This window comes from Pseudomonas sp. ADAK21 (assembly GCF_012935735.1).
Classification (GTDB): domain Bacteria; phylum Pseudomonadota; class Gammaproteobacteria; order Pseudomonadales; family Pseudomonadaceae; genus Aquipseudomonas; species Aquipseudomonas proteolytica.
Map to the genome: position 1 here is coordinate 571,131 of NZ_CP052857.1, position 18,897 is coordinate 590,027.

Consider the following 18,897-nt stretch of genomic DNA (forward strand, 5'->3'; position numbering starts at 1 on the left):
GCGCAGCCCCTGCTGCGTCCAACTAATAAAAACCGATCCATGCATAAGAAAAAGTTGATCCCATGAATTTGAAGTTCCTCGAAACCTTCGTCTGGGTAGCCCGGCTCAAGAGCTTCCGGCTGACGGCAGAGAAGCTGTTCACCACCCAGGCCTCGATCTCCAGCCGCATTGCGGTACTGGAAAGCGAGCTGGGGGTGAAACTGTTCCTGCGTGACTCACGAGGGGTGAGCCTGACCCCGGATGGGATTAAGGTGCTCGATTATGCCGAGCAGATGATGGTCACCATGCAGGGGCTCAAGCAGTCGCTGGAAACCACCAGCAGCAAGGTCGGACGCATCCGCATCGGCGCGATGGACACGGTGATCCATACCTGGCTCAGCCCGCTGGTGACCGAACTGATGGACCACTTCCCCCTGGTGGAAATCGAGCTGGTCGCCGATACCGCGCTCAACCTCAGCGATCAACTGCAAAAAGGCTTTCTCGATCTGATCCTGCAAACCGACCTGCTACGCCAGGAATCGGTGCGCAGCCTGGAACTGGCCAGCCACCCCATGGGCTGGATCGTCGCCAGCCATAGCATCTACAACCGTGACTACGCCTCCCTGGCCGAGTTGGCCCAAGAGCGGATCATCACCTATTCGAAAAACTCCCACCCGCACCAGGACGTGCTGAGCCTGATGCAGGCCCATGGCGTGGCGGCGCCGCGTATGAACTGTGTGAATTCGGTGTCGGCCATCACCCGCTTGCTGCGCGACGGCTTCGGTATCGGCGCGCTGCCGCCGGTGCTGGTCAGCGAAGAGTTGGCGCGGGGCGAACTGGTCATGCTGCCCATGACGCAGCGCTTACCAAACCTGCAGGTGGTGGTGTCGTGGCGGGTGGGCGTGGAGTTGGTGGAGGAGATTGTTGCGTTGTGCCAGAGCGTCGTGGCGCGGTATGCCGAGGAAGTGGGTGAAGAACGCATGGTGCTCAGTCACCCACCCTCACTGAAGAAACCCGATTGAAACGGCAGGGGCTGGCTTGCCTGTAAACCGCAGCATTTTTGCCGCAACGCGTAAATCCAAGCAGCCAGGGCCGCTGTGGCGAGCGGGCTTGCCCCGCGCTGGGCTGCGAAGCAGCCCCAATAAGCCCGGCGCGTTTCTTCAGATAAACCGCAATGGCCGGGTTTGGGGCTGCTTCGCAGCCCAGCGCGGGGCAAGCCCGCTCGCCACAGGGGAGCAAGCGAGGGTCTACAAACCCCGTTCCACATTTGGATTTACAAACCCTTGAGGTCCCGCTCTTCAATCGGTCGGCTCTGGCGCAGACGCTTGCCACCCAGTACCACCCAGTCGATCAGGCGGAACAGGCATTCCAGGCCGAACGACAACAGCATCGCCCCGCCCAGGCCCCAGCCCATGGCTTCGGGGGTCAGGAGGATCTGGTAGCTGTAGCCATTCCAGGTCTCCTTGCGGATATCCGGGTCGGCGGCCACCGCCACCTGCAAGGCGCGGATGTACCACGGCCCCTGCATGGCCTGGAACTGCTTGTCCAACGCCACCTGGCGATCGAGCAAAGTGCCAAGGCTGTTGGCATCGCTGCGGAACACCGGATCCTCACTGGCGCGGTAATGCGCCACCAATGCCTGCAAATCGCCATTGAAGAACTGCTGCGCAGTGCTTTCAAACCCGCGCAGGCCGGTCTGGGCTTCGATCAAATGGGCTTCGACGCGCTTGGCGTAGTCGTTGATAAACCCCGGGACTTGCACCCCGACCAACAAGCCGATGGCAAACAACACCAGGCGCAGATAGCTGAGCAACATAATCGACGTCCTTATGCGGTTGTACCCTGGCGCACGCATTCACCGCGCCGCCACAGGCTCCACTGGCCCGGTTCGTAGCGGGTCCAGGTCTCGTTTTCGGTCAAGGGTTCGGTGGCAATCACCGTTACTACATCGTTTGGCGTGGTTTCGGCCTGAAAATCGACGATCACGTCGACATCTTTCAGGCGCGCAGGGCCAAATGGTGCGCGACGGGTGATCTGCGCCAGTTTGGTCGAGCAGTAGCAGAACAGCCAGTCACCATCACTGAGCAGGCAGTTGAACACGCCTTTGCTGCGGTATTCGGCGCAGGCGGCGATCAGGTCCGGCAGCACTTGCTCGATATCCACCGGCTCGGGAAACGCCTCACGAATACGGTTGAGCAGGTCACAGAACGCCGCTTCGCTGTCGGTATCGCCTACCGGCCGGTAGAACGTGGCCTGGGGCGTGAAGTCGGCCAACTGGCCGTTATGCGCAAAACACCAGTTGCGCCCCCACAATTCGCGCACAAACGGATGGGTGTTGGACAGGCTGACCTTGCCGACGTTGGCCTGGCGGATATGGCCAATCACCACTTCGCTCTTGATCGGATAACGCTGCACCAGCAGCGCCACCTCAGACTCGCTGCTGGCCGCCGGGTCCTGGAACAGCCGCAGGCCACGGCCCTCGTAGAAGGCAATGCCCCAGCCGTCGCGGTGCGGCCCGGTCCGCCCACCGCGCTGCATCAGCCCGGTGAAGCTGAACACGATATCGGTCGGTACGTTGGCACTCATGCCCAATAATTCACACATGCCAGGACTCTCGATGCAGGGCTTACAACGTTAAAGACGCGGCTCGACCCGCATGCCACTGACAGGGGCCGGCGGCCGGCCATAGGGTTCGTCGTCTTCAGGCTCGGCCGCGACCGCTGCCGCAGCGGCGGCCTTCTGCTCACGCCGGGCCTTGGCGGCACGCTCGATGGGCCAGCGGGTCAGCACAAAGACCAGGTACAGGCCAAAGGCAATCATCGCGTACATAAGCAAATCGGAAACCGCTCGCCAGGCGTTATTGCCCACCTTGAGCAGTAGATCCAGGGCGGTGATAGCCACGGCCGGGGCAAACTGCTCCTTGACCGGGTCGACAATGGTCGGGCTTAACAGCAGCACCGCCATCAGCAACCGCAGCGGTTCGCGCAGCCAGCGCCAGATCCAGCGGGTCAGGCGAAACCATACCAACAGGCAGCCCAAAGCGGCGAAGGCGTAGAGGCCCCAAGCGGTCAGATAGTCGTTCTCGGTCATGGTGTCCATGGCAAGGTAGGCAAACAGGCCCGTATGATAACGGCTTTTCCGTGCCACGGCTGCAATGCCGTCGGCCCACTGCCAGACAGAGAGTGATCCATGCCTCCATCGACCCACATCACTGCCGCCCCGATTGCCCGCAGCGCCCCAGGCCAGGACCCGTATGCCTGGTTGCAGGAACGCGACAGCAGCGAGGTGCTCGACTACCTCAAGGCCGAGAATGCCTGGCAAGAGGCACAGCTCGATGATCAAAAAGAGCTGCGCGAAACGCTGTTTCAAGAGATCAAGGGGCGCATCCTCGAGACCGATCTGTCACTGCCCTCGCCCTGGGGGCCCTACCTGTACTACACGCGCACCACCGCCGGTGACGAATACCCACGCCACTATCGCTGCCCGCGCCCGGCCGACGACAGCCAGCAGATCGATGAGAGCGCCGAAGAATTGCTGCTGGACCCGAATGTGCTGGCCAATGGCGGGTTTTTCTCCCTCGGTGCCTTCAGCATCAGCCCGGACCATAAGCGCCTGGCCTACAGCCTGGACACCAATGGCGAAGAGATCTACACCCTGTACGTGAAGGAATTGTCTTCAGGCAAGGTCAGCGAACTGACCTTCGAAAATTGCGACGGCAGCATGACCTGGGCCAACGACAGCCTGACGCTGTTCTTCGGCGAACTGGACGACACCCATCGCCCACACAAACTGTATCGCTATCGCCTGGACGGTACCGCTGCCGAACAGGTGTTCCACGAGCCCGACGGCCGCTTCTTCCTGCATTGCTACCGCTCCAGTTCCGAGCGCCAACTGCTCCTGGCCCTGGGCAGCAAGACCACCAGTGAAATCTGGGCCCTGGACGCCGAGCAGCCGCAACAGGCATTTGCCTGCCTGGCGCCACGGGTTGAAGGCCATGAATACGATGTCGACCACGGCAAGCTGGACGACCAGTGGACCTGGTTTATCCGCAGCAACCGCGACGGCATCAACTTTGCGCTGTTCCAGGCGCCGGACAACGGCAGCGTGCCCAGCGAAGAGCAGTGGCACAACCTGATTGCCCACGATGACGCGGTGATGCTCGATGGCGTGACGCTCAATGCCCGCGCCATGACCCTGAGCCTGCGCATTGGCGGCCTGCCGGTGATCGACGTGCACCCACAAGGTCTGCCGAGCTATCGCGTGGAACTACCAGACGCGGCCTACAGCCTGTATGTGCAAAACAGCCTGGAGTTCGACAGCGACAAGATCCGCCTGCGTTACGAAGCGCTGAACCGCCCGGCGCAGGTTCGCCAGTTGGAACTGGCCAGCGGCGCACAGCAGGTGCTCAAGGAAACCCCGGTGCTGGGTGAGTTCAACGCTGACGACTACGTCAGCCAGCGACTGTGGGCGACGTCTGCCGATGGCACCCAGGTGCCGATCAGCCTGGTGGTCAAGCGCGACCAGGTGGGCCAGCCAACGCCGCTGTACCTGTATGGCTACGGTGCCTACGGTTCCAGCCTCGACCCGTGGTTCTCCCATGCACGCCTGAGCCTGCTGGACCGGGGCGTGGCGTTTGCCATCGCCCACGTGCGCGGCGGCGGCGAACTGGGCGAAGCCTGGTATCGCGCCGGCAAGCAGGAGCACAAGCAAAACACCTTCAGCGACTTTATTGCCTGTGCCGAACACTTGATCGCCCAAGGCCTGACCACTTCCAAGCAACTGGCCATCAGCGGCGGCAGCGCCGGCGGGCTGTTGATCGGTGCCGTGCTCAACCAGCGCCCGGAACTGTTCCAGGCAGCGATCGCCGAAGTGCCCTTTGTCGATGTGCTCAACACCATGCTCGACCCGGACCTGCCACTGACCGTCACTGAATATGACGAGTGGGGCAACCCACAGGAACCCGAGGTGTACGAGCGGATCAAGGCCTATGCGCCGTACGAAAACGTCAGCGCCCAGGCGTACCCGGCGATGCTGGTGATCGCCGGCTATAACGACAGCCGAGTGCAGTACTGGGAAGCCGCCAAATGGGTGGCCAAGTTGCGCGCCACCAAGACCGACGACAACCTGCTGCTGCTCAAGACCGAACTGGGCGCCGGCCATGGCGGCATGAGCGGGCGCTACCAGGGCCTGCGTGACGTAGCCCTGGAATACGCCTTTGTGTTCAAGGCCCTGGGGTTGGTTTAAGAACCCGCTGCCGGCGCCTTCGGCTTGCTGTCGCTTTGCTGCAGGCCGGGCAAGGTCTGGTCCTTGGGCGGCTTGGGCATTTCAATCGGCGGCAACAACGGCGCCCCGGCCCCTTGTGGCTTGGGTGCCATCGGCGGGGTGACTTGCGGATAGGGGGTTGGCGTTGCAGTACCCGGTGCACCCGTGGTGGTCGCCGGTGTGTTCGGCACGGGTTGCAACTGCTGGGCATGTGCGGCACCCAATGTGAGCACACTCCCTACAATGACCGCTAGAATGCTGCACTTCATCGATGGCTCCATGGCCTGACTGTTAACCAGTCCCAAGGCTACTCCCAACCGCGCAAGAATGCCCTTCCCAATGAGATTTCCATGAAACGTTTCGTGCTGCTCGACACCACCCCCATCCCCGACAACGGCGGCGCCCTGTGCCTGTTCGAGTACGGCGAGGATTTTGTGATCAAGATCCAGGGTGGTGACGGCGGGCAATTGATGAACACGCGCATGCACGGTTCCGAAGACGCCCTGGCAGAAATCCCCTGTCGCAAAGTTGCCGGGCGCCCCGGCTCGCGGGTATTGATTGGCGGCCTGGGCATGGGGTTCACCCTGGCCTCGGCGCTCAAGCACCTGGGCAAGACGGCGCAAGTGGTCGTGGCAGAATTGGTGCCGGGCGTAGTGGAATGGAATCGCGGCCCTCTTGGAGAAAAATCCGGCAACCCGTTGCAGGACCCGCGCACCGTGATCCGCCTGGAAGACGTGGCCAAGGTCCTGCAGGCCGAGCCCCAGGGCTTTGATGCAATCATGCTCGACGTCGACAACGGCCCCGAAGGCCTGACGCAAAAAGCCAACAGCTGGCTGTACTCCGCCGGTGGCCTCAGCGCCTGCGCCAAGGCCCTACGCCCCAAGGGCGTGCTGGCCGTGTGGTCGGCCAGCGCCGACAAGCAGTTCAGCGACAAACTGCGCAAGGCCGGCTTCAAGGCCGAGGAAGTGCAAGTCTTCGCCCATGGCAACAAGGGCACCCGGCATACCATCTGGATTGCCGAGAAGCTCAAGGGCTGAGGCAAATTGCCAGGCGAGCAGCTAGAATCAACGTCATCCGTGATCTATCCAATAAATGAACAGGAGCCATGATGAGCTCGACCAACCCGCCCTCCCACACCGCCAAGCTGGACCGCATCCTCGCCGATGCCCAGCGCGACCGGGAAATGGGCTACCGCGACAAAGCCCTGAAAATGTACCCCCACGTGTGTGGCCGTTGCGCCCGTGAATTCGCTGGCAAGCGCCTCAGCGAACTGACCGTGCACCACCGCAACCACAACCATGACGACAACCCCCAGGACGGTTCCAACTGGGAGTTGTTGTGCTTGTACTGCCACGACAACGAACACTCCCGCTATACCGACCAACAGTACTTCGGCGAAGGCTCCACCAGCAGCCCGACCATCGCCAAGGCTACGCACAACCCCTTTGCGGCGTTGGCGGGGTTGATGAAAAAGGACGACTGACACTCGGCGCTGAACGCAACGACGCTATCGCGGGCAAGCCCGGCTCCCACAGGTGAATGCATTTCAAATGTGGGAGCCGGGCTTGCCCGCGATGACAATCCCCCAGACCCGCCATTTCTATACCGACCGCTGTTCGAGCAATCCCCGTATAATCGCGGTTTTTCTCGAAGGCACCCTCTCCCGTGGGCAATAAACGCTACAGCTGCATCGGTCTGTACAACCCCAAATCCCCCGAAAACGTTGGCTCGGTCATGCGTGCCGCCGGCTGCTATGGGGTGGCTTCGGTGTTCTACACCGGTAAACGTTATGAGCGGGCCCGTGACTTTATTACCGACACCAAGAAGGTCCACCACGATATCCCGCTGATCGGCATCGACGACCTGAAGAAAATCCTGCCCCTGGGCTGCATCCCGGTCGCCGTGGAACTGGTAGAGGGCGCCCGGCCGCTGCCGGAATACACCCATCCTGATCGGGCGCTGTATATCTTCGGCCCCGAAGACGGCTCCCTCGACAAAGAGATCCGCGACTGGTGCGAAGACGTGATCTACATCCCGACCACCGGCTGCATGAACCTGGCTGCCACCGTCAATGTGGTGCTCTACGACCGCTTGGCCAAGGGCAATAACACCCGTTCGGGACCCAAGTACTGAGTTTTTGGGAACATCCTTGAACTGCCGACAGTCAGTTGCATATCAATGGCCCTTTGTTGGAGACAGACCATGAGCGACAGCAGAACCCTCAAACCTGTGATTGAATCGACGCCGTTCCAGACCCAGCCGACCCAGAACGTCCAGGGCTGGGAGCGCATTGGCTCCCTGGCCGGTGGCGTGGTGATGATGGGCAAGGGCATTCGCCGGGGCGGTTTTTTCGGGCTGATCCAGGTGGCGATTGGCGGCGTGGCATTGGCGCGTGGGATCAGCGGCCATAGCTCGGCCAAGTCGCTGCTGGAAAAAAGCCGTCAGGATATCAATAGTGTGCGGACCAAGATCGAGCGGGCCGGCGAGGAATTGAAGAACCTCAAGACCAGGGCTGAAGTGGCTGCCGAAAAAACCACCGGCTGACACCAATCAAAATGTAGGAGCTGGCTTGCCAGCTCCTACACGGGCCCGGTCAGTGCAGCAGCTTGCTGTCGAGCACCACGGACGATTCGCCGATCACGCTTTCAGCCAACTGCACAAACTCCTTGGTGCTGATACTGTCCAGGCGCATCAGCGCTTGGGTCAGGTCATCCAGTGAGCGCTTGTTGTGGGTTTTCAGGCGAATTTCGCGATCCAGCTCTTGCAAAACCACCACCGCCCGCGCCACCGTGGCACCGCTGACGTGCTCGCCACGCAAGGTCGTCACGCCCTTGCCATCCTTGCTCAGGCGCGCCTGGATCGCCACATAACGCTCATCGCTGATACCACCCGCGCGCCGCAGCAGCTCGATGGCGTAGTACTCCGAAAGCCCCTCACTGATCCAGTCACTGCCCTGGTGGTCGTTGAACCGTCCGATGGCTTGCACCACTTCGCGAATCAGCGGGCTGCTGCCGTTCTCGCTGACCAGCGGCGTGCGGCTATTGAGGTATACCGAATCGCGTGCGGCAAACGCGCCACGGCGCATTGGGTCGCTGGCGCCCACTACCAGCAACTTGGCCGGGTGCCTGGGAAACGCCGCTTGCACCTGAGGCCAGACGAACGTCAGCAACGTCAGCACATCCATACGCCGCATGGCCTGGCCCTTGGGCGAGGCCACGGTGATTTCGGTTTCGCCCAGGCGCACACGGCGGCTGCCCAGGCTGCCGGCGAGCATCCAGCCAGTGGGCCGGTCGAACAGACGGGACACATTGTCGATACGGAATTTGTGCTTGCCGATCCGCGGCCAGGGCGTCTCGACGCTTTTCCACCCAGCCGGCAGCTCGAAGGTCAGCCGCGACACCAGTTCCACGCCATCCTGCTGGTCCAGACGGGCCGCCGGCACCAGGTCCTCGCCGCGAAACAGCGCCCAACTGGGGGTCATGCGTGATTCGTAGATACCGGCCTTGCGCGCATGGCTCAAGCGCACGCGGTAGGTCAGGCTGGCCTTGTCGGCGCCCGGCTGCCACAGGCCACGACTGGCCCCCGCGTCAGGCCTGACCTGCCACTGGCCGTCGGCCTTGAAATCGCTGTAGTCACCGTCGCGCCCCAAGTCGAAGTCCAGGCTGCGCACCGCCGAGCCCTGGGACAGGCTTAAACGGACTTCGGCCTGATCGCTCTGGGGCAAGAGTTTGACGTGATAGTCGAGGTCGACCTTTTTCGCCGGCCACGCCGACGCGCTCAACCCCAACAACAGCAGGCTCACTGCCAGCTTGGCTTGGACCGTCATACGCTCTCCTTTTCAGCCTGCGCGGAAAATCAGGTAATCCTCCCAATCATCCTCGGGCACGCTGCCTTCGCTGAGCATGCGTCCGGACTGGGAAATGCGTTCGTGGTGCACGGCGTCGCGATCACCACAGACCAGGTGGTGCCAGAGCGGCAGGTCCTTGCGCTCACTCACCAGGCGATAGCCGCAGGTCGGCGGCAGCCATTTGAACTGATCGGCTTGGCCCGGCGTGAGCTGGATGCAATCGGGGACCGAGTCGCGGCGGTTAGGGTAGTCGGTGCACTGGCAGGTTTTCAGGTCCAGCAGTTTGCAGGCGATACGCGTGTAGTAGACGCTGTTGTCGTCTTCATCTTCGAGCTTTTGCAGGCAGCACAAGCCACAGCCGTCGCACAGCGACTCCCATTCCTCCTGGTCGAGGTGCTCAAGGGTTTTGCGTATCCAGAAAGGTTCGACTTTGGCGGCCATGGCTCTACATCAGTTTCGGTATGTTAAAAGGCCGCCAGTCTAGTGCCCAAGCCCCCTGGGGCCAAGCGCTTACGACTACCGGTAGGGCAAGACTTGTCAGGTACGCGGTGGCGCAGTAGCTTTGAAGGCCGGTTTTTCCATCAGGATGCGCTTATGAGCACTGAAGCACGCGTTGCCGATTATCCGATCCACCCGCAGTTCACCGAACGTTGGTCGCCGCGTGCGTTTACCGGGGAAAGCATCCCGGAGGAAACCTTGCTGAGCTTCTTCGAGGCCGCGCGCTGGGCGCCTTCGGCCTACAACTCGCAGCCTTGGCGCTTTCTCTATGCCCGTCGCGATACGCCGGACTGGCAGCGCTTCCTTGGCCTGCTGAACGAATTCAACCGTGGCTGGGCGCAACATGCCTCGGTGCTGGTGATCGTGGTCTCGAAAACCGATTTTGCGGTGCCGGGCGCCAGCGAAGAAACCCCTGCCCTGTGGCACACCTTTGATACCGGCTCGGCCTGGGGCCACCTGGCGCTGCAAGCCAGCATCAGCGGCTGGCACACCCATGGCATGGCCGGTTTCGATCAGGAACTGACCCGCAAGGAACTGAAAATCCCCGAGGGGTATGCGCTGCATGCGGCGGTCGCCGTGGGCAAGCTGGGAGACAAGTCGACCCTGGCGCAATACCTCCAAGCCCGTGAAGCTCCAAGCCCGCGCCGGCCATTGAGCGAGTTGGTGGCTGCCGGGGACTTCAACCTTTAAGCCTGTCCCCCGCCGCTGACAAACGGCGGGGTGTCCAGCCCCCCATCAAGAAGGTTTAGCGACAAGGCCACTATAGGCCACGCGCAGCGCCTCTTTATGCCTGTTATATGAGTCCATGACCACCGGCACCATAAACTCCAAACCCTGGGAATCCATATCCACCGGGTAAACTTTCTGGTCTTTGGCAGAGTACATAAAGTTCTTTAATTGCAGGTCACTGTGATAGATATCCTTGGCTTCCATTTGCGCCAATACATCATCCAGCAATGAACGCGCCTCGGGTGGCAGGCCATTGCGCTCGAACTTGCTCAGATCCACACCTTCGATCCGCCCCATTTTTATATATTTACGCCCATCCTCGATGATTACCCTGGCAAAACCCTCGCCGTAATATTTATTCAGCGAGACCACTTCCGTATTGATGTACTTATCCGATGGCTTGATTGATGTAGGCCCCAGATCCTTGTAGACACTTTTGCCATCAAGGCTCGCGTAGATAATGCCCTCGCCACCTTGCCCGATCACAGCGCCCAGATCGGCTGCCACCGGCATCGGAGCAGCGCCCAACAGATTCAGGCGCTGCCATTGATCACCTTGTACATGCTGGACCAATAGCGGCGTCTGCCGGCTACGGTGATAGATCCGTGCCTGCACCACGCCCTCTTCGGTACGGGTGACTTGCCTAACCTCATACACAGCCGTCTCACCGGCACTGTCGGTATGGCGGATATGGGACAAGTGGCCGTCAGCCGCAACATAGACCCCCTGGCTGTTACGCGACAGCCCGGCTATTTTCGAGGGCGCAACGCTGTACTCGACGAGCATCCTGTTGCCCAAGTCGCTGCCCGGCGCGACACGTCCCATGGCAAGCGTGCCGTCCACGGCCCTGGTCTGGGCCACAAAGTCCTGCAGAGGCCCACCATAGGCACGTAGCCTGTCGGCATCAAAGGCATACCATTTGCCGTTATGCAGGACGGCCCCTGCTTCGACACTGCGCCCTGCCACCTTGAACCTGCCGGTGGCGGCTACGCCATAGTCGTTGCTGACAGCCTTCAACAGGTCATAGCTGCCGGAAGTGCCCCTGAGCCTATTGACCCCGCCGACACCCTTGGCGAGCCCTTTGCCGACCAGCCTGGCACCGCCGACGCTCAAGTCACCCAACCCGCCAAGCGGGTTCAAGGCGCCAATCGTGGCCGCACCAATGATCTTCGCTCCCTGCAAGGCCTTGGCCGTCCCGGATATGGCTGCGCTGCCTAACTTGCCAAGCTTTCCAGCGACGCCCGCGCCGGCAGTCAGGAAGCCAAAGATATCCAGCGCCAGGTCAAAGGCGCCCTCGCCATAGTTGCCCTGTTGGAAATTGACAATCGCCGAACGCAGCGGAACCAGGTTCAATAAAAACGTTTCAACAACCTTGGCCCTGCCCCGCTGTGCGTCCAGCGTGGTGTGCCCTCTCGCGTGTTCCTTTATCGCGGGATCATCAAGATCAAGGTGTTCGACAAATGCCTGCGCAATGTATTGAGTGCGTGCCGTCGCAAAACTATCAAGTAACGGGTTACCCACGGGTGTTGTTTGTTCTTGTTGCTGGGCTTGGCTGGCGGCAGGTGTGAACGCCTTGGTCTCGTAGACCAGGTTGGCATTTCTGGAACGACGCTCCTCGGCTTGCCAGGGCTCAGTTGATCGAATAGTGCCTTGGGCAAAGTTTATTTCGTACGCCGCGGTCTTTCCCTCGCGTTCGGTTTTTACCAGCAGCTCCACCCCCTTGGGATGATGGGTTTTATCGGAGAACCCCAGCCCGAGCGTATGGGATGAACGTTGATAGAAGGCGATCTTTCCATATTCAAAGTTCTTTCGGTCCTCCAGGGGAAGCTGCGCGATCAAGTGTTTGACGGCTGTGGTGACCGCCGCCTTTTTACTCTGGATGACATCATTGAACTGCTGGTTGAACGACTCGGTTGTGCCAAACCGGTAGTTGGCATTCAACTCGGCCAGGGGGATGCGGCTGTCCGCCGAATAGAACAAGGCTGGAGAAGGCAGGTCCATCATGGCGATATCCAGCAACGAATGGAGGCCGACCAATCGGGTGGCCGGCGTTCCCGGCGCTCCTCGCGGGGAACTTGTGGTGCTGATCAACCTTTCTTCAAAAAGCCCACCGAGATCGCCAAACCGTTGCTTGAGCTCAGCCAGCGCCAGTGCCTTTCGACCAGGGAGGGCCTGGTCCAATGACCGGCTGGCACTGATCATTTGCTGCTGGCGGGTATTGAAGGTGTTCTGGAGGGTGTCCAGTTCTTGGTCGGTGTAGCGTTCGTCCGCCTTGCGCACCAGCAGGCCATTGACCACCCCCCAGTCCACCAGCGCAGCCTGCTGTGCACGCTGGGTGATATCCGGATCAGCCAGGCTTGCGCGCTCGGCCTGCTGCATGACCTGCACAAAGGTCATGTTCGGTACTTTGCCCGGCGACTGGGCCTCGATGGTCGCCGCCGCAATCGCCAGGCTGGCCCAGGCCGAACTGCCATAGGTCACGCTGGCGGGGATGTCTTTGATAAGAAATTCGGGAGCCGCTTTGGCCAGCAACAGATAGGCGCCCACCCCGGCCATTTCCGGGCTGGTCTTGCCTCCAGCGCTCAGGTGCTCGCTCAACCCCGCTACCACCGTTGAAGCGGGTTGGCCCCAGTGCTTCTCGCTGGCCAGGTCGAAACCCGCCACCTTGTTGCGCTGGGGAGCGCCGATGGACTCGGGCTCCATCTGTACAGCCATGGCGGCCAGCAAATAGTCGCCGGCACTGCGATCAGTGGCTATCCCGCCCATTTGTTGCTGCAGGTACTTCCCCAGCCGCTGCCCCTCGCTGGAACTGACCAGCGACTCCAGAGCCTTGGCGGGGTTGCCCAGCACAGGCGCGGCGACTGGCTGGCCAGCGTGCAGGAAACCCAACACCCCCTTGCCTTGCCTGCCTTGTGGCTGCTCACCCAGATAACTCTGGGTCAACACGCCAAGTTTGTGCTGCTCGGTTGGGCTCATGGGCACCGGCCAGGACAACCCACCGCCAAAATCGCCAAGAGGGTGCTCCAGGGCTTTTTCATCCAGCGCCTGGGCCAGGCTGGTGAGATGAAAATGACTGGAGGGCAGGAATAAACCCAGATGCTTGATAAAGGCTGCCAAGGTGATGCTGCGACCGGTCTGCAGCGCATGGGACGACTCGGGGTCGATGCCCATCGGCGTACTCTCCAGCGCCGCCAGCACTGCCTGAGGCGCAGCGTCTACGCCCAATCGGGTCGCGACCTCGTGGAGCTTGCGCGCCAGGAGCTTGAGGTTTGCCTGGTCTGCCAGCGCGGCCCGCAGACCCGCCGGCTGCTTGGTTCGGGCCGGGATGACCTGGGCGCCTGCATCAACAGTGATCGGATCAGGTTGCGGCTGCAGCGGGCGGGAAGCGTCAACGGCGCGATCAGCCGCAGGCATGAGAAGCGGGGATAGTGGCGGGGGAACAACGCGCAAAACGAGCATGGAGAGGCCTCCCTTCTTAAGGTCAGAGAGCCTCCCACTTTTGCCGCCAGCGATAAAATCAGATGGGTGCCACGCACTGTGTGGGGTTTTTCAATATCCCCGCTCGAAACTCACCTCGCCCCGCAGCGAATCCTTGGCCTGGTACGCCCGCAGGTTTTCCACAAACAGCGCCACCATCCTGCGCGGGCAGGTCGGCGCGGAGCTGTGGCCCGTCAGCAGCAAACCCCAGGCGGTCCAGAACGGATGGCGCTGGGGCAGTGGCTCCTGGCGGCAAACGTCGATCACCGCACCGGCCAGGTGACCTTCCTTCAAGGCCTCGACCAGGTCGGCATCCACCACCGCCACGCCACGCCCGACGTTGATAAACAACCCGGTCGGCTTGAACTGCTTGAACAGCGCTGCGTCGTACAGGTCGTGGGTGTTGGGCGTGTTGGGCAGCAGGTTGACCACATAGTCCACCTCGCCCACCAGGCGGCCCAGTTGATCCGGCCCGACCACCTCGATAAACGGTGCCTGCTCCCGGGCTTCGCTGGCGATGCCGTACAACTCCACGCCAAAGGGCAGCAGGAACTGCGCCACGCTCTGGCCGATATCGCCGGTGCCGACGATCAGCACCTTGCGCCCCGCCAGGCTCTGGCCCATGCGGTTGTCCCACTTGCGCTCGACCTGGCTCACCAGGCGCGCCAGCACTTCACGCTCGTGACCGAGCATATAGGTGAGCACGTACTCGGCCATCACCTGGCCAAAAATGCCGACGGCACGGGTCAGCCGATAATCCCGAGGCAGGCCATCGGCCAGCAGCGGCGTGATGCCGGCCCAGGTCGATTGCAGCCACTGCGGGTGATGGCCCTGGCGCAGCAGGGTTGCCAGCAGGTCTGGCTGGCCCAGCCACACCGGGCAATCGGCAGCCAGGCTCGACAATTGGGCCGAGTCGCCACTGGTCAGGACTTCAATATCCGGCGCCGCTTCGCGCAGCAATCGGGCGTACAGCGGGTGGTCCTGTTCTGCTATCAGAACGCGCATGGTTCAAACCTTTCAAAAACAGTGCAGGCGACCACCGCCAGCAAACTGACTGCAGGGCTCGGGGCTCGCCAGGTCATTCGATTCAAACGTGTCCCGAACGGGACACTGGTCGATCACATCGGGTCGTTACGGCGCAGCAACTCTTCGGGCAGGTGTTCGATGTACTCGTCATCCGGCGGCGGCATCTGCAGGTGGTAGCCCTGCTTTTCGAGGTTGGCCAGGACCGCCACGATATCCTCCTGCTGCAACTTGCGTTCCGGCGTCAGTACCAGGTTGAACGCGTGTACCGGCTTGCCGAACACCGTCAGCAGGCCTTCGGGCACGCGCTCGAGGGCATCGCTCTTGAGCACGTAGAGGTACATGCCGGCGCGTTTCGGGCTGCGGTAGATGGAGCAAATATGTTTCAAGGCTGTTCTCCGGCAGTGGCCAGGCTGTCCAGCAGCGCCTGGCCCATCAACTCGCGGCGCCAGCCACGCAGCGAGTCAGGCAATTGGTAAGGCCCATCGGGGTAGCCGCTCTTGACCAGCGCCTCAAGGGTTTTCTTGCGCAGCATCAGTTCCGGGGCCATGTCCAGGCGTTCGGCGAAGGTCTGGCCCAGGGCGCGCAGTTGCTTGATCAGCACCGCGGCATCCACCGGCAACGGCTCGGGTACGGCCGGTGGCCATTGGTCCATCGGCACACTGGCGGCACGCTTGATCAGGCCCAGCAGGAACTCGCCGTCCTGGCGCACGGTACGCGGGTGCATGTCTTCGATTTTGCCCAGGGCAGCGAGGTTATCCGGCTGCGACTTGGCCAGGGGCCATAGTGAGTGTTCGCGGATGATGCGGTTGCGTGGCAGGTCGCGGGCACGGGCCTGCTGCTCGCGCCAGGCGCACAGTTCGCGCAACACGGCGAGCTGGGCCCGGGACAGTTTCCAAGCCAGCTTGGCGTCGCGGTAGACCTCGTAGGGGTCGATTTCCCGGCGCAGGTTGGCCACCAGTTCGGCGCCATCTTCCAGGACCCAGGCGTACTTATCGTCGGACAACCGCGGACGCAGGAGCGTATAGACCTGCGCCAGATGCACCGCGTCTTCGGCGGCGTAACTGACCTGGGTCTCGGACAGTGGCCGCTGCAGCCAGTCCGAACGCGTCTCGCCCTTGGGCAACTCGATATCCAGCACCGCTTGCACCAGGCGCGAGTAGCCCATGGAGAAGCCGAGGTTCAGGTAGGCCGCCGCCAATTGCGTGTCGAACAATGGCACCGGCAGGCTGCCGGTCAGGCGCAGCAATACTTCCAGGTCTTCGCTGCAGGCGTGCACCACCTTGATCACCGCTGGATTTTCCAGCAGCGCGGCCAAGGGCTGCCAGTTATCGATGGTCAGGGGATCGATCAGATAAGCGCGTACACCATCCCCGATCTGGATCAACCCGGCGATGGGATAGAAGGTGTCGACCCGCATGAATTCGGTGTCGAGGGCGACGAATGGCAACTGCTGCCATTCGGCGCAATGCTGGCCGAGGCTATCGTTGTCGCAGATCCAGTGAATATCGATGGCCACACGGCTCTCCCTTGAAGAATGGCGCGCAGTATATATCGCCTGAGGGTCTTTCGAGCACCCGCAGTGTGCCAGCCATCATGAAAACTCTGACAGGAGACGAAGAATAGTCCGACGTGTACGGCTTATCCTCTTTTACGCAGCACATAAACCCGCCACAAGGCCGAGCCGGGCATGAACTCTTGCTGGTTCAGCACCGTGAAGCCCGCCTGGCGGAACTCTGCTTCCACCTCGCTGCGATGGGCCAGCAAAGGTTGCCCCGCGCCTGCCGGGTGGCGTTGACGATGGCGGCTGTCGCTGTCTACCGAGACAATCACCGTGTCGCGGCTGACCCGGTGAAACTCGCGCAACAACGCCAGCCGCGCGTCAGCCGTGGGGACGTGGCGAAACAATTCCAGGCAAAAAATGCAGTCCACCGCGTTGGCCGACAGGCCGATGGAAAAGGCCGAGCCCTGGAACGTCTTGATCCGCCGCAGAAATGCCGCGCCATGGTGGCTCTGTGCATGATCGAGCATGACTTGGGAGGCGTCCGAGGCCAGAATCACGCGGTTGCTGTGTTCAGCCAGCACCGGCCAGAAACGCCCCGCCCCGCAGGCCAGGTCCAGCACCAGGCCGGGCTCCCCCGCCACCTTCAGGGCCTGGCGCACCAGGCGCTCATCGCGCCATAACCACAAGCGCCGCAGCAAACCAGGCGGTCGCGTGTCACCACAGACCCGAGCGTGGTCACGATCACAGCGCGCGGCGAATTCAGCCTCGATGGACGATAGGGGGGGTGGTGACATCACGGGACTCATGTAGATGAACCGGTCTCTACGGACACTGGAACTTGAGCTTAGCCACCCCTGCGTGAAAAAAAGGTCGAAAGGCCATCGTCACGCCTGGTGCAAGTACCAACGCCAGTCCTGCTCACCCACTTCGCCCATGAACTGCCGATACTCGGCCCGCTTGACCGCCAGGTACACACCGAGGAACTCCTGGCCGAACGCCTCACGCGCCCAGGCCGAACCTTCCAATGCGCGCAAGGTGGTCAGCCAATCGGTGGGCAGCAACTCCTTGGCCTGGGCATAACCATTGCCCGTCACCGGCGCGCCCGGATCGCGCTGCTCGCGAATGCCTCGGTGAATCCCCGCGAGAATGGCTGCCGCGGCCAGGTAAGGGTTGGCATCGGCGCCGCAGATGCGGTGTTCGATATGCCGCGAATACGCCGGCCCGCCTGGCACACGCAGGCTCACCGTGCGGTTGTCGACGCCCCAGGTGGCGGCCAGCGGCGCGTAGCTGTTGCTCTGGAAGCGGCGGTAGGAGTTGGCGTTGGGACAAAACAGCAGCAAGCAATCGAGCAAGGTACTGAGCATCCCGCCGACCGCCTGGCGCAACAATGGCGTGCCGTCGGGCGCCTCGCTGGCAAACAGGTTGTTGCCGTCGGCATCCGCCAGGCTGACATGCATGTGCATGCCTGTGCCAGCCAGGTCGTCGAACGGCTTGGCCATGAAACAGGCAGTCATCCCGTGTTTGTGGGCCACGCCCTTGACCAGGCGCTTGTAACGCACCGCCTCGTCCATCGCCTGCAACGCATCGCTGCGATGCTCGAGGGTGATCTCCACCTGGCCTGGGGCGTATTCGGAAATTGCCGTGCGCGCGGGGATGCCTTGCAGTTTGCAGGCACTGTACAGGTCGGCCAGAAACGGCTCGATCTGCTCCAGTTCGCGCAGGCCATAGACCTGGGTCGAGCGCGGGCGAGCGCCATCCACATCCCGCGCCGGTTGCGGGCGGCCATTGCTGTCGGGTTTCTGGTCGAGCAGGTAGAACTCCAGTTCCGCCGCCATCACCGGGTAATAACCGTCGGCCTTGAGCCCATCGATGACCTTGGCCAGCAAGTGCCGGGGATCGGCAACCGTCGCCGGCAGGCCTTCCTCGGGGTGCATGCTGACTTGTACCGCAGCCGTGGGAATCAAGCGCCACGGCATGCGTTGCAAACTGCCGCTGATCGGGTAGGCACGGCAATCGATATCGCCCACCTCCCACACCAGACCGGAGTTTTCTACGTCATCGCCATTGAGGGTCAGGCCCAGGATGGTGCTGGGCAGCGGCCGACCGCTTGCATAGACCGCCAGCAGTTCATCACGGTGCAGCAACTTGCCCCGGGGCACGCCGTTGCTGTCGAGGATGAACAGTTCGAACATCTCGATATCGGGGTTGTGGTCAAGAAAGGACTGGGCTTCGTGCAGGTTGGCAAAGACGGTACTCATGGCAGCTCTCTTACGTTTGCGTCAGGCAGGCGCGCACGACGGCACGCCCTGGATGGGGGCAATCAGCGTAAGGGCGTGGTGTCTGGCGGGCGGGCGTGGCGGCAGTGCCACAGCGCCCAAAAGGCCAGTTCAGAGGGCAGTGCATCAGCACCCAACCGACATACCGGGCAGCAGGGCGCGATGGCGCCAGGCGAGGCCTCGGGGTGAGCGTCGGGGGAGCCGTCCATGCAGTGATCACAGTGAAGAGATGACCACCAGCGTCACACGGTGCAATAAGTCGTTAAATTCACCCTTGATGGAGTTTGGATGCGACCTCACTA

General features: G+C 62.0%; 19 protein-coding genes. 7 read left to right on the forward strand and 12 right to left on the reverse strand.

The features are described 5' to 3' along the window. Positions 1 to 62: 62 nt before the first annotated feature. Positions 63 to 1,001: a LysR family transcriptional regulator gene (locus tag HKK57_RS02635; protein ID WP_070995105.1), complete on the forward strand. Its 939-nt coding sequence runs from the start codon at positions 63 to 65 to the stop codon at positions 999 to 1,001. A 251-nt stretch (positions 1,002 to 1,252) separates the two neighbouring features. On the opposite strand, the gene HKK57_RS02640 is transcribed toward HKK57_RS02635, so the two are convergent. From HKK57_RS02640 to HKK57_RS02650, 3 genes are read right to left on the reverse strand one after another with little or no spacing between them, the layout of a single operon-like run. Continuing rightward, a complete protein-coding gene (locus tag HKK57_RS02640) occupies positions 1,253 to 1,795 on the reverse strand; it encodes a DUF2937 family protein (RefSeq protein WP_029292341.1) in 543 nt (180 codons plus the stop codon). Positions 1,796 to 1,806: 11 nt separating this feature from the next. Beyond that, positions 1,807 to 2,583 carry a class II glutamine amidotransferase gene (locus HKK57_RS02645; protein WP_029292340.1) on the reverse strand — a complete coding sequence of 259 codons (777 nt, stop codon included), beginning with the start codon at positions 2,581 to 2,583 and terminating at the stop codon, positions 1,807 to 1,809. Between the two features lie 30 nt (positions 2,584 to 2,613). Continuing rightward, on the reverse strand, positions 2,614 to 3,078 hold the full coding sequence (locus tag HKK57_RS02650) for an MFS transporter (RefSeq protein ID WP_237150446.1): 465 nt from the start codon (positions 3,076 to 3,078) through the stop codon (positions 2,614 to 2,616). A 90-nt stretch (positions 3,079 to 3,168) separates the two neighbouring features. Between HKK57_RS02650 and HKK57_RS02655 the strand changes: the two genes are divergently transcribed. Then, positions 3,169 to 5,223 carry a S9 family peptidase gene (locus HKK57_RS02655; RefSeq protein ID WP_133714182.1) on the forward strand — a complete coding sequence of 685 codons (2,055 nt, stop codon included), beginning with the start codon at positions 3,169 to 3,171 and terminating at the stop codon, positions 5,221 to 5,223. Here HKK57_RS02655 and HKK57_RS02660 read toward each other — a convergent pair. Continuing rightward, entirely contained in the window at positions 5,220 to 5,510 is a 291-nt protein-coding gene (locus tag HKK57_RS02660) for a hypothetical protein (RefSeq protein WP_029292337.1), read from the reverse strand. The two genes, HKK57_RS02655 and HKK57_RS02660, sit on opposite strands and share 4 nt — an antisense overlap. 81 nt (positions 5,511 to 5,591) lie before the next feature. Here HKK57_RS02660 and HKK57_RS02665 point away from each other — a divergent pair, with 81 nt between their 5' ends. From HKK57_RS02665 to HKK57_RS02680, 4 genes are all read left to right on the forward strand, one after another. Then, on the forward strand, positions 5,592 to 6,278 hold the full coding sequence (locus tag HKK57_RS02665; protein ID WP_070995103.1) for a spermidine synthase: 687 nt from the start codon (positions 5,592 to 5,594) through the stop codon (positions 6,276 to 6,278). Between the two features lie 71 nt (positions 6,279 to 6,349). Beyond that, a complete protein-coding gene (locus HKK57_RS02670; protein ID WP_003210675.1) occupies positions 6,350 to 6,724 on the forward strand; it encodes a YajD family HNH nuclease in 375 nt (124 codons plus the stop codon). 182 nt (positions 6,725 to 6,906) lie between these two features. Further along, entirely contained in the window at positions 6,907 to 7,374 is a 468-nt protein-coding gene (locus HKK57_RS02675) for an RNA methyltransferase (protein WP_003210674.1), read from the forward strand. A 69-nt stretch (positions 7,375 to 7,443) separates the two neighbouring features. After that, positions 7,444 to 7,785 (forward strand): YgaP family membrane protein, encoded by a 342-nt coding sequence (locus tag HKK57_RS02680; protein ID WP_029292335.1) that lies wholly within the window; start codon positions 7,444 to 7,446, stop codon positions 7,783 to 7,785. Between the two features lie 49 nt (positions 7,786 to 7,834). On the opposite strand, the gene HKK57_RS02685 is transcribed toward HKK57_RS02680, so the two are convergent. Together HKK57_RS02685 and HKK57_RS02690 are read right to left on the reverse strand one after the other, a co-directional pair. Beyond that, positions 7,835 to 9,067, reverse strand: a complete 1,233-nt coding sequence (locus tag HKK57_RS02685; protein WP_169389743.1) for a hypothetical protein — start codon at positions 9,065 to 9,067, stop codon at positions 7,835 to 7,837. 12 nt (positions 9,068 to 9,079) lie between these two features. Beyond that, a complete protein-coding gene (locus HKK57_RS02690) occupies positions 9,080 to 9,529 on the reverse strand; it encodes a YcgN family cysteine cluster protein (protein ID WP_029292333.1) in 450 nt (149 codons plus the stop codon). Between the two features lie 153 nt (positions 9,530 to 9,682). Between HKK57_RS02690 and HKK57_RS02695 the strand changes: the two genes are divergently transcribed. Continuing rightward, complete coding sequence (locus HKK57_RS02695) at positions 9,683 to 10,276, forward strand: nitroreductase family protein (RefSeq protein ID WP_169389744.1); 594 nt, start codon at positions 9,683 to 9,685, stop codon at positions 10,274 to 10,276. A 45-nt stretch (positions 10,277 to 10,321) separates the two neighbouring features. Here HKK57_RS02695 and HKK57_RS02700 read toward each other — a convergent pair whose 3' ends face one another. The 6 genes from HKK57_RS02700 to HKK57_RS02725 form a co-directional block, all read right to left on the reverse strand. Further along, positions 10,322 to 13,729 (reverse strand): OspG family effector kinase, encoded by a 3,408-nt coding sequence (locus tag HKK57_RS02700; RefSeq protein WP_169389745.1) that lies wholly within the window; start codon positions 13,727 to 13,729, stop codon positions 10,322 to 10,324. A gap of 135 nt (positions 13,730 to 13,864) precedes the next feature. After that, positions 13,865 to 14,797: a D-2-hydroxyacid dehydrogenase gene (locus tag HKK57_RS02705; protein ID WP_070995100.1), complete on the reverse strand. Its 933-nt coding sequence runs from the start codon at positions 14,795 to 14,797 to the stop codon at positions 13,865 to 13,867. Positions 14,798 to 14,910: 113 nt separating this feature from the next. Further along, positions 14,911 to 15,204: a YcgL domain-containing protein gene (locus HKK57_RS02710; RefSeq protein WP_029292329.1), complete on the reverse strand. Its 294-nt coding sequence runs from the start codon at positions 15,202 to 15,204 to the stop codon at positions 14,911 to 14,913. Beyond that, entirely contained in the window at positions 15,201 to 16,334 is a 1,134-nt protein-coding gene (gene rnd, locus HKK57_RS02715) for a ribonuclease D (protein ID WP_070995099.1), read from the reverse strand. The genes HKK57_RS02710 and rnd overlap by 4 nt, the downstream gene beginning before the upstream one ends. Positions 16,335 to 16,456: 122 nt before the next feature. Continuing rightward, positions 16,457 to 17,113: a class I SAM-dependent methyltransferase gene (locus tag HKK57_RS02720; protein WP_029292327.1), complete on the reverse strand. Its 657-nt coding sequence runs from the start codon at positions 17,111 to 17,113 to the stop codon at positions 16,457 to 16,459. Between the two features lie 90 nt (positions 17,114 to 17,203). After that, positions 17,204 to 18,577, reverse strand: coding sequence for a glutamine synthetase family protein (locus HKK57_RS02725; RefSeq protein ID WP_029292326.1), 1,374 nt, complete (start codon positions 18,575 to 18,577; stop codon positions 17,204 to 17,206). Positions 18,578 to 18,897 lie beyond the last annotated feature (320 nt).

Coding starts and splice junctions, on each gene's coding strand:
- HKK57_RS02685 (WP_169389743.1), bottom strand. CDS start 9,067: ATGACGGTCCAAGCCAAGCTGGCAGTGAGCCTGCTGTTGTTGGGGTTG.
- HKK57_RS02705 (WP_070995100.1), bottom strand. CDS start 14,797: ATGCGCGTTCTGATAGCAGAACAGGACCACCCGCTGTACGCCCGATTG.
- HKK57_RS02700 (WP_169389745.1), bottom strand. CDS start 13,729: ATGCCTGCGGCTGATCGCGCCGTTGACGCTTCCCGCCCGCTGCAGCCG.
- HKK57_RS02695 (WP_169389744.1), top strand. CDS start 9,683: ATGAGCACTGAAGCACGCGTTGCCGATTATCCGATCCACCCGCAGTTC.
- HKK57_RS02725 (WP_029292326.1), bottom strand. CDS start 18,577: ATGAGTACCGTCTTTGCCAACCTGCACGAAGCCCAGTCCTTTCTTGAC.
- HKK57_RS02690 (WP_029292333.1), bottom strand. CDS start 9,529: ATGGCCGCCAAAGTCGAACCTTTCTGGATACGCAAAACCCTTGAGCAC.
- HKK57_RS02665 (WP_070995103.1), top strand. CDS start 5,592: ATGAAACGTTTCGTGCTGCTCGACACCACCCCCATCCCCGACAACGGC.
- HKK57_RS02655 (WP_133714182.1), top strand. CDS start 3,169: ATGCCTCCATCGACCCACATCACTGCCGCCCCGATTGCCCGCAGCGCC.
- HKK57_RS02670 (WP_003210675.1), top strand. CDS start 6,350: ATGAGCTCGACCAACCCGCCCTCCCACACCGCCAAGCTGGACCGCATC.
- HKK57_RS02650 (WP_237150446.1), bottom strand. CDS start 3,078: ATGGACACCATGACCGAGAACGACTATCTGACCGCTTGGGGCCTCTAC.
- HKK57_RS02645 (WP_029292340.1), bottom strand. CDS start 2,583: ATGTGTGAATTATTGGGCATGAGTGCCAACGTACCGACCGATATCGTG.
- HKK57_RS02635 (WP_070995105.1), top strand. CDS start 63: ATGAATTTGAAGTTCCTCGAAACCTTCGTCTGGGTAGCCCGGCTCAAG.
- HKK57_RS02640 (WP_029292341.1), bottom strand. CDS start 1,795: ATGTTGCTCAGCTATCTGCGCCTGGTGTTGTTTGCCATCGGCTTGTTG.
- HKK57_RS02720 (WP_029292327.1), bottom strand. CDS start 17,113: ATGTCACCACCCCCCCTATCGTCCATCGAGGCTGAATTCGCCGCGCGC.
- HKK57_RS02660 (WP_029292337.1), bottom strand. CDS start 5,510: ATGAAGTGCAGCATTCTAGCGGTCATTGTAGGGAGTGTGCTCACATTG.
- HKK57_RS02680 (WP_029292335.1), top strand. CDS start 7,444: ATGAGCGACAGCAGAACCCTCAAACCTGTGATTGAATCGACGCCGTTC.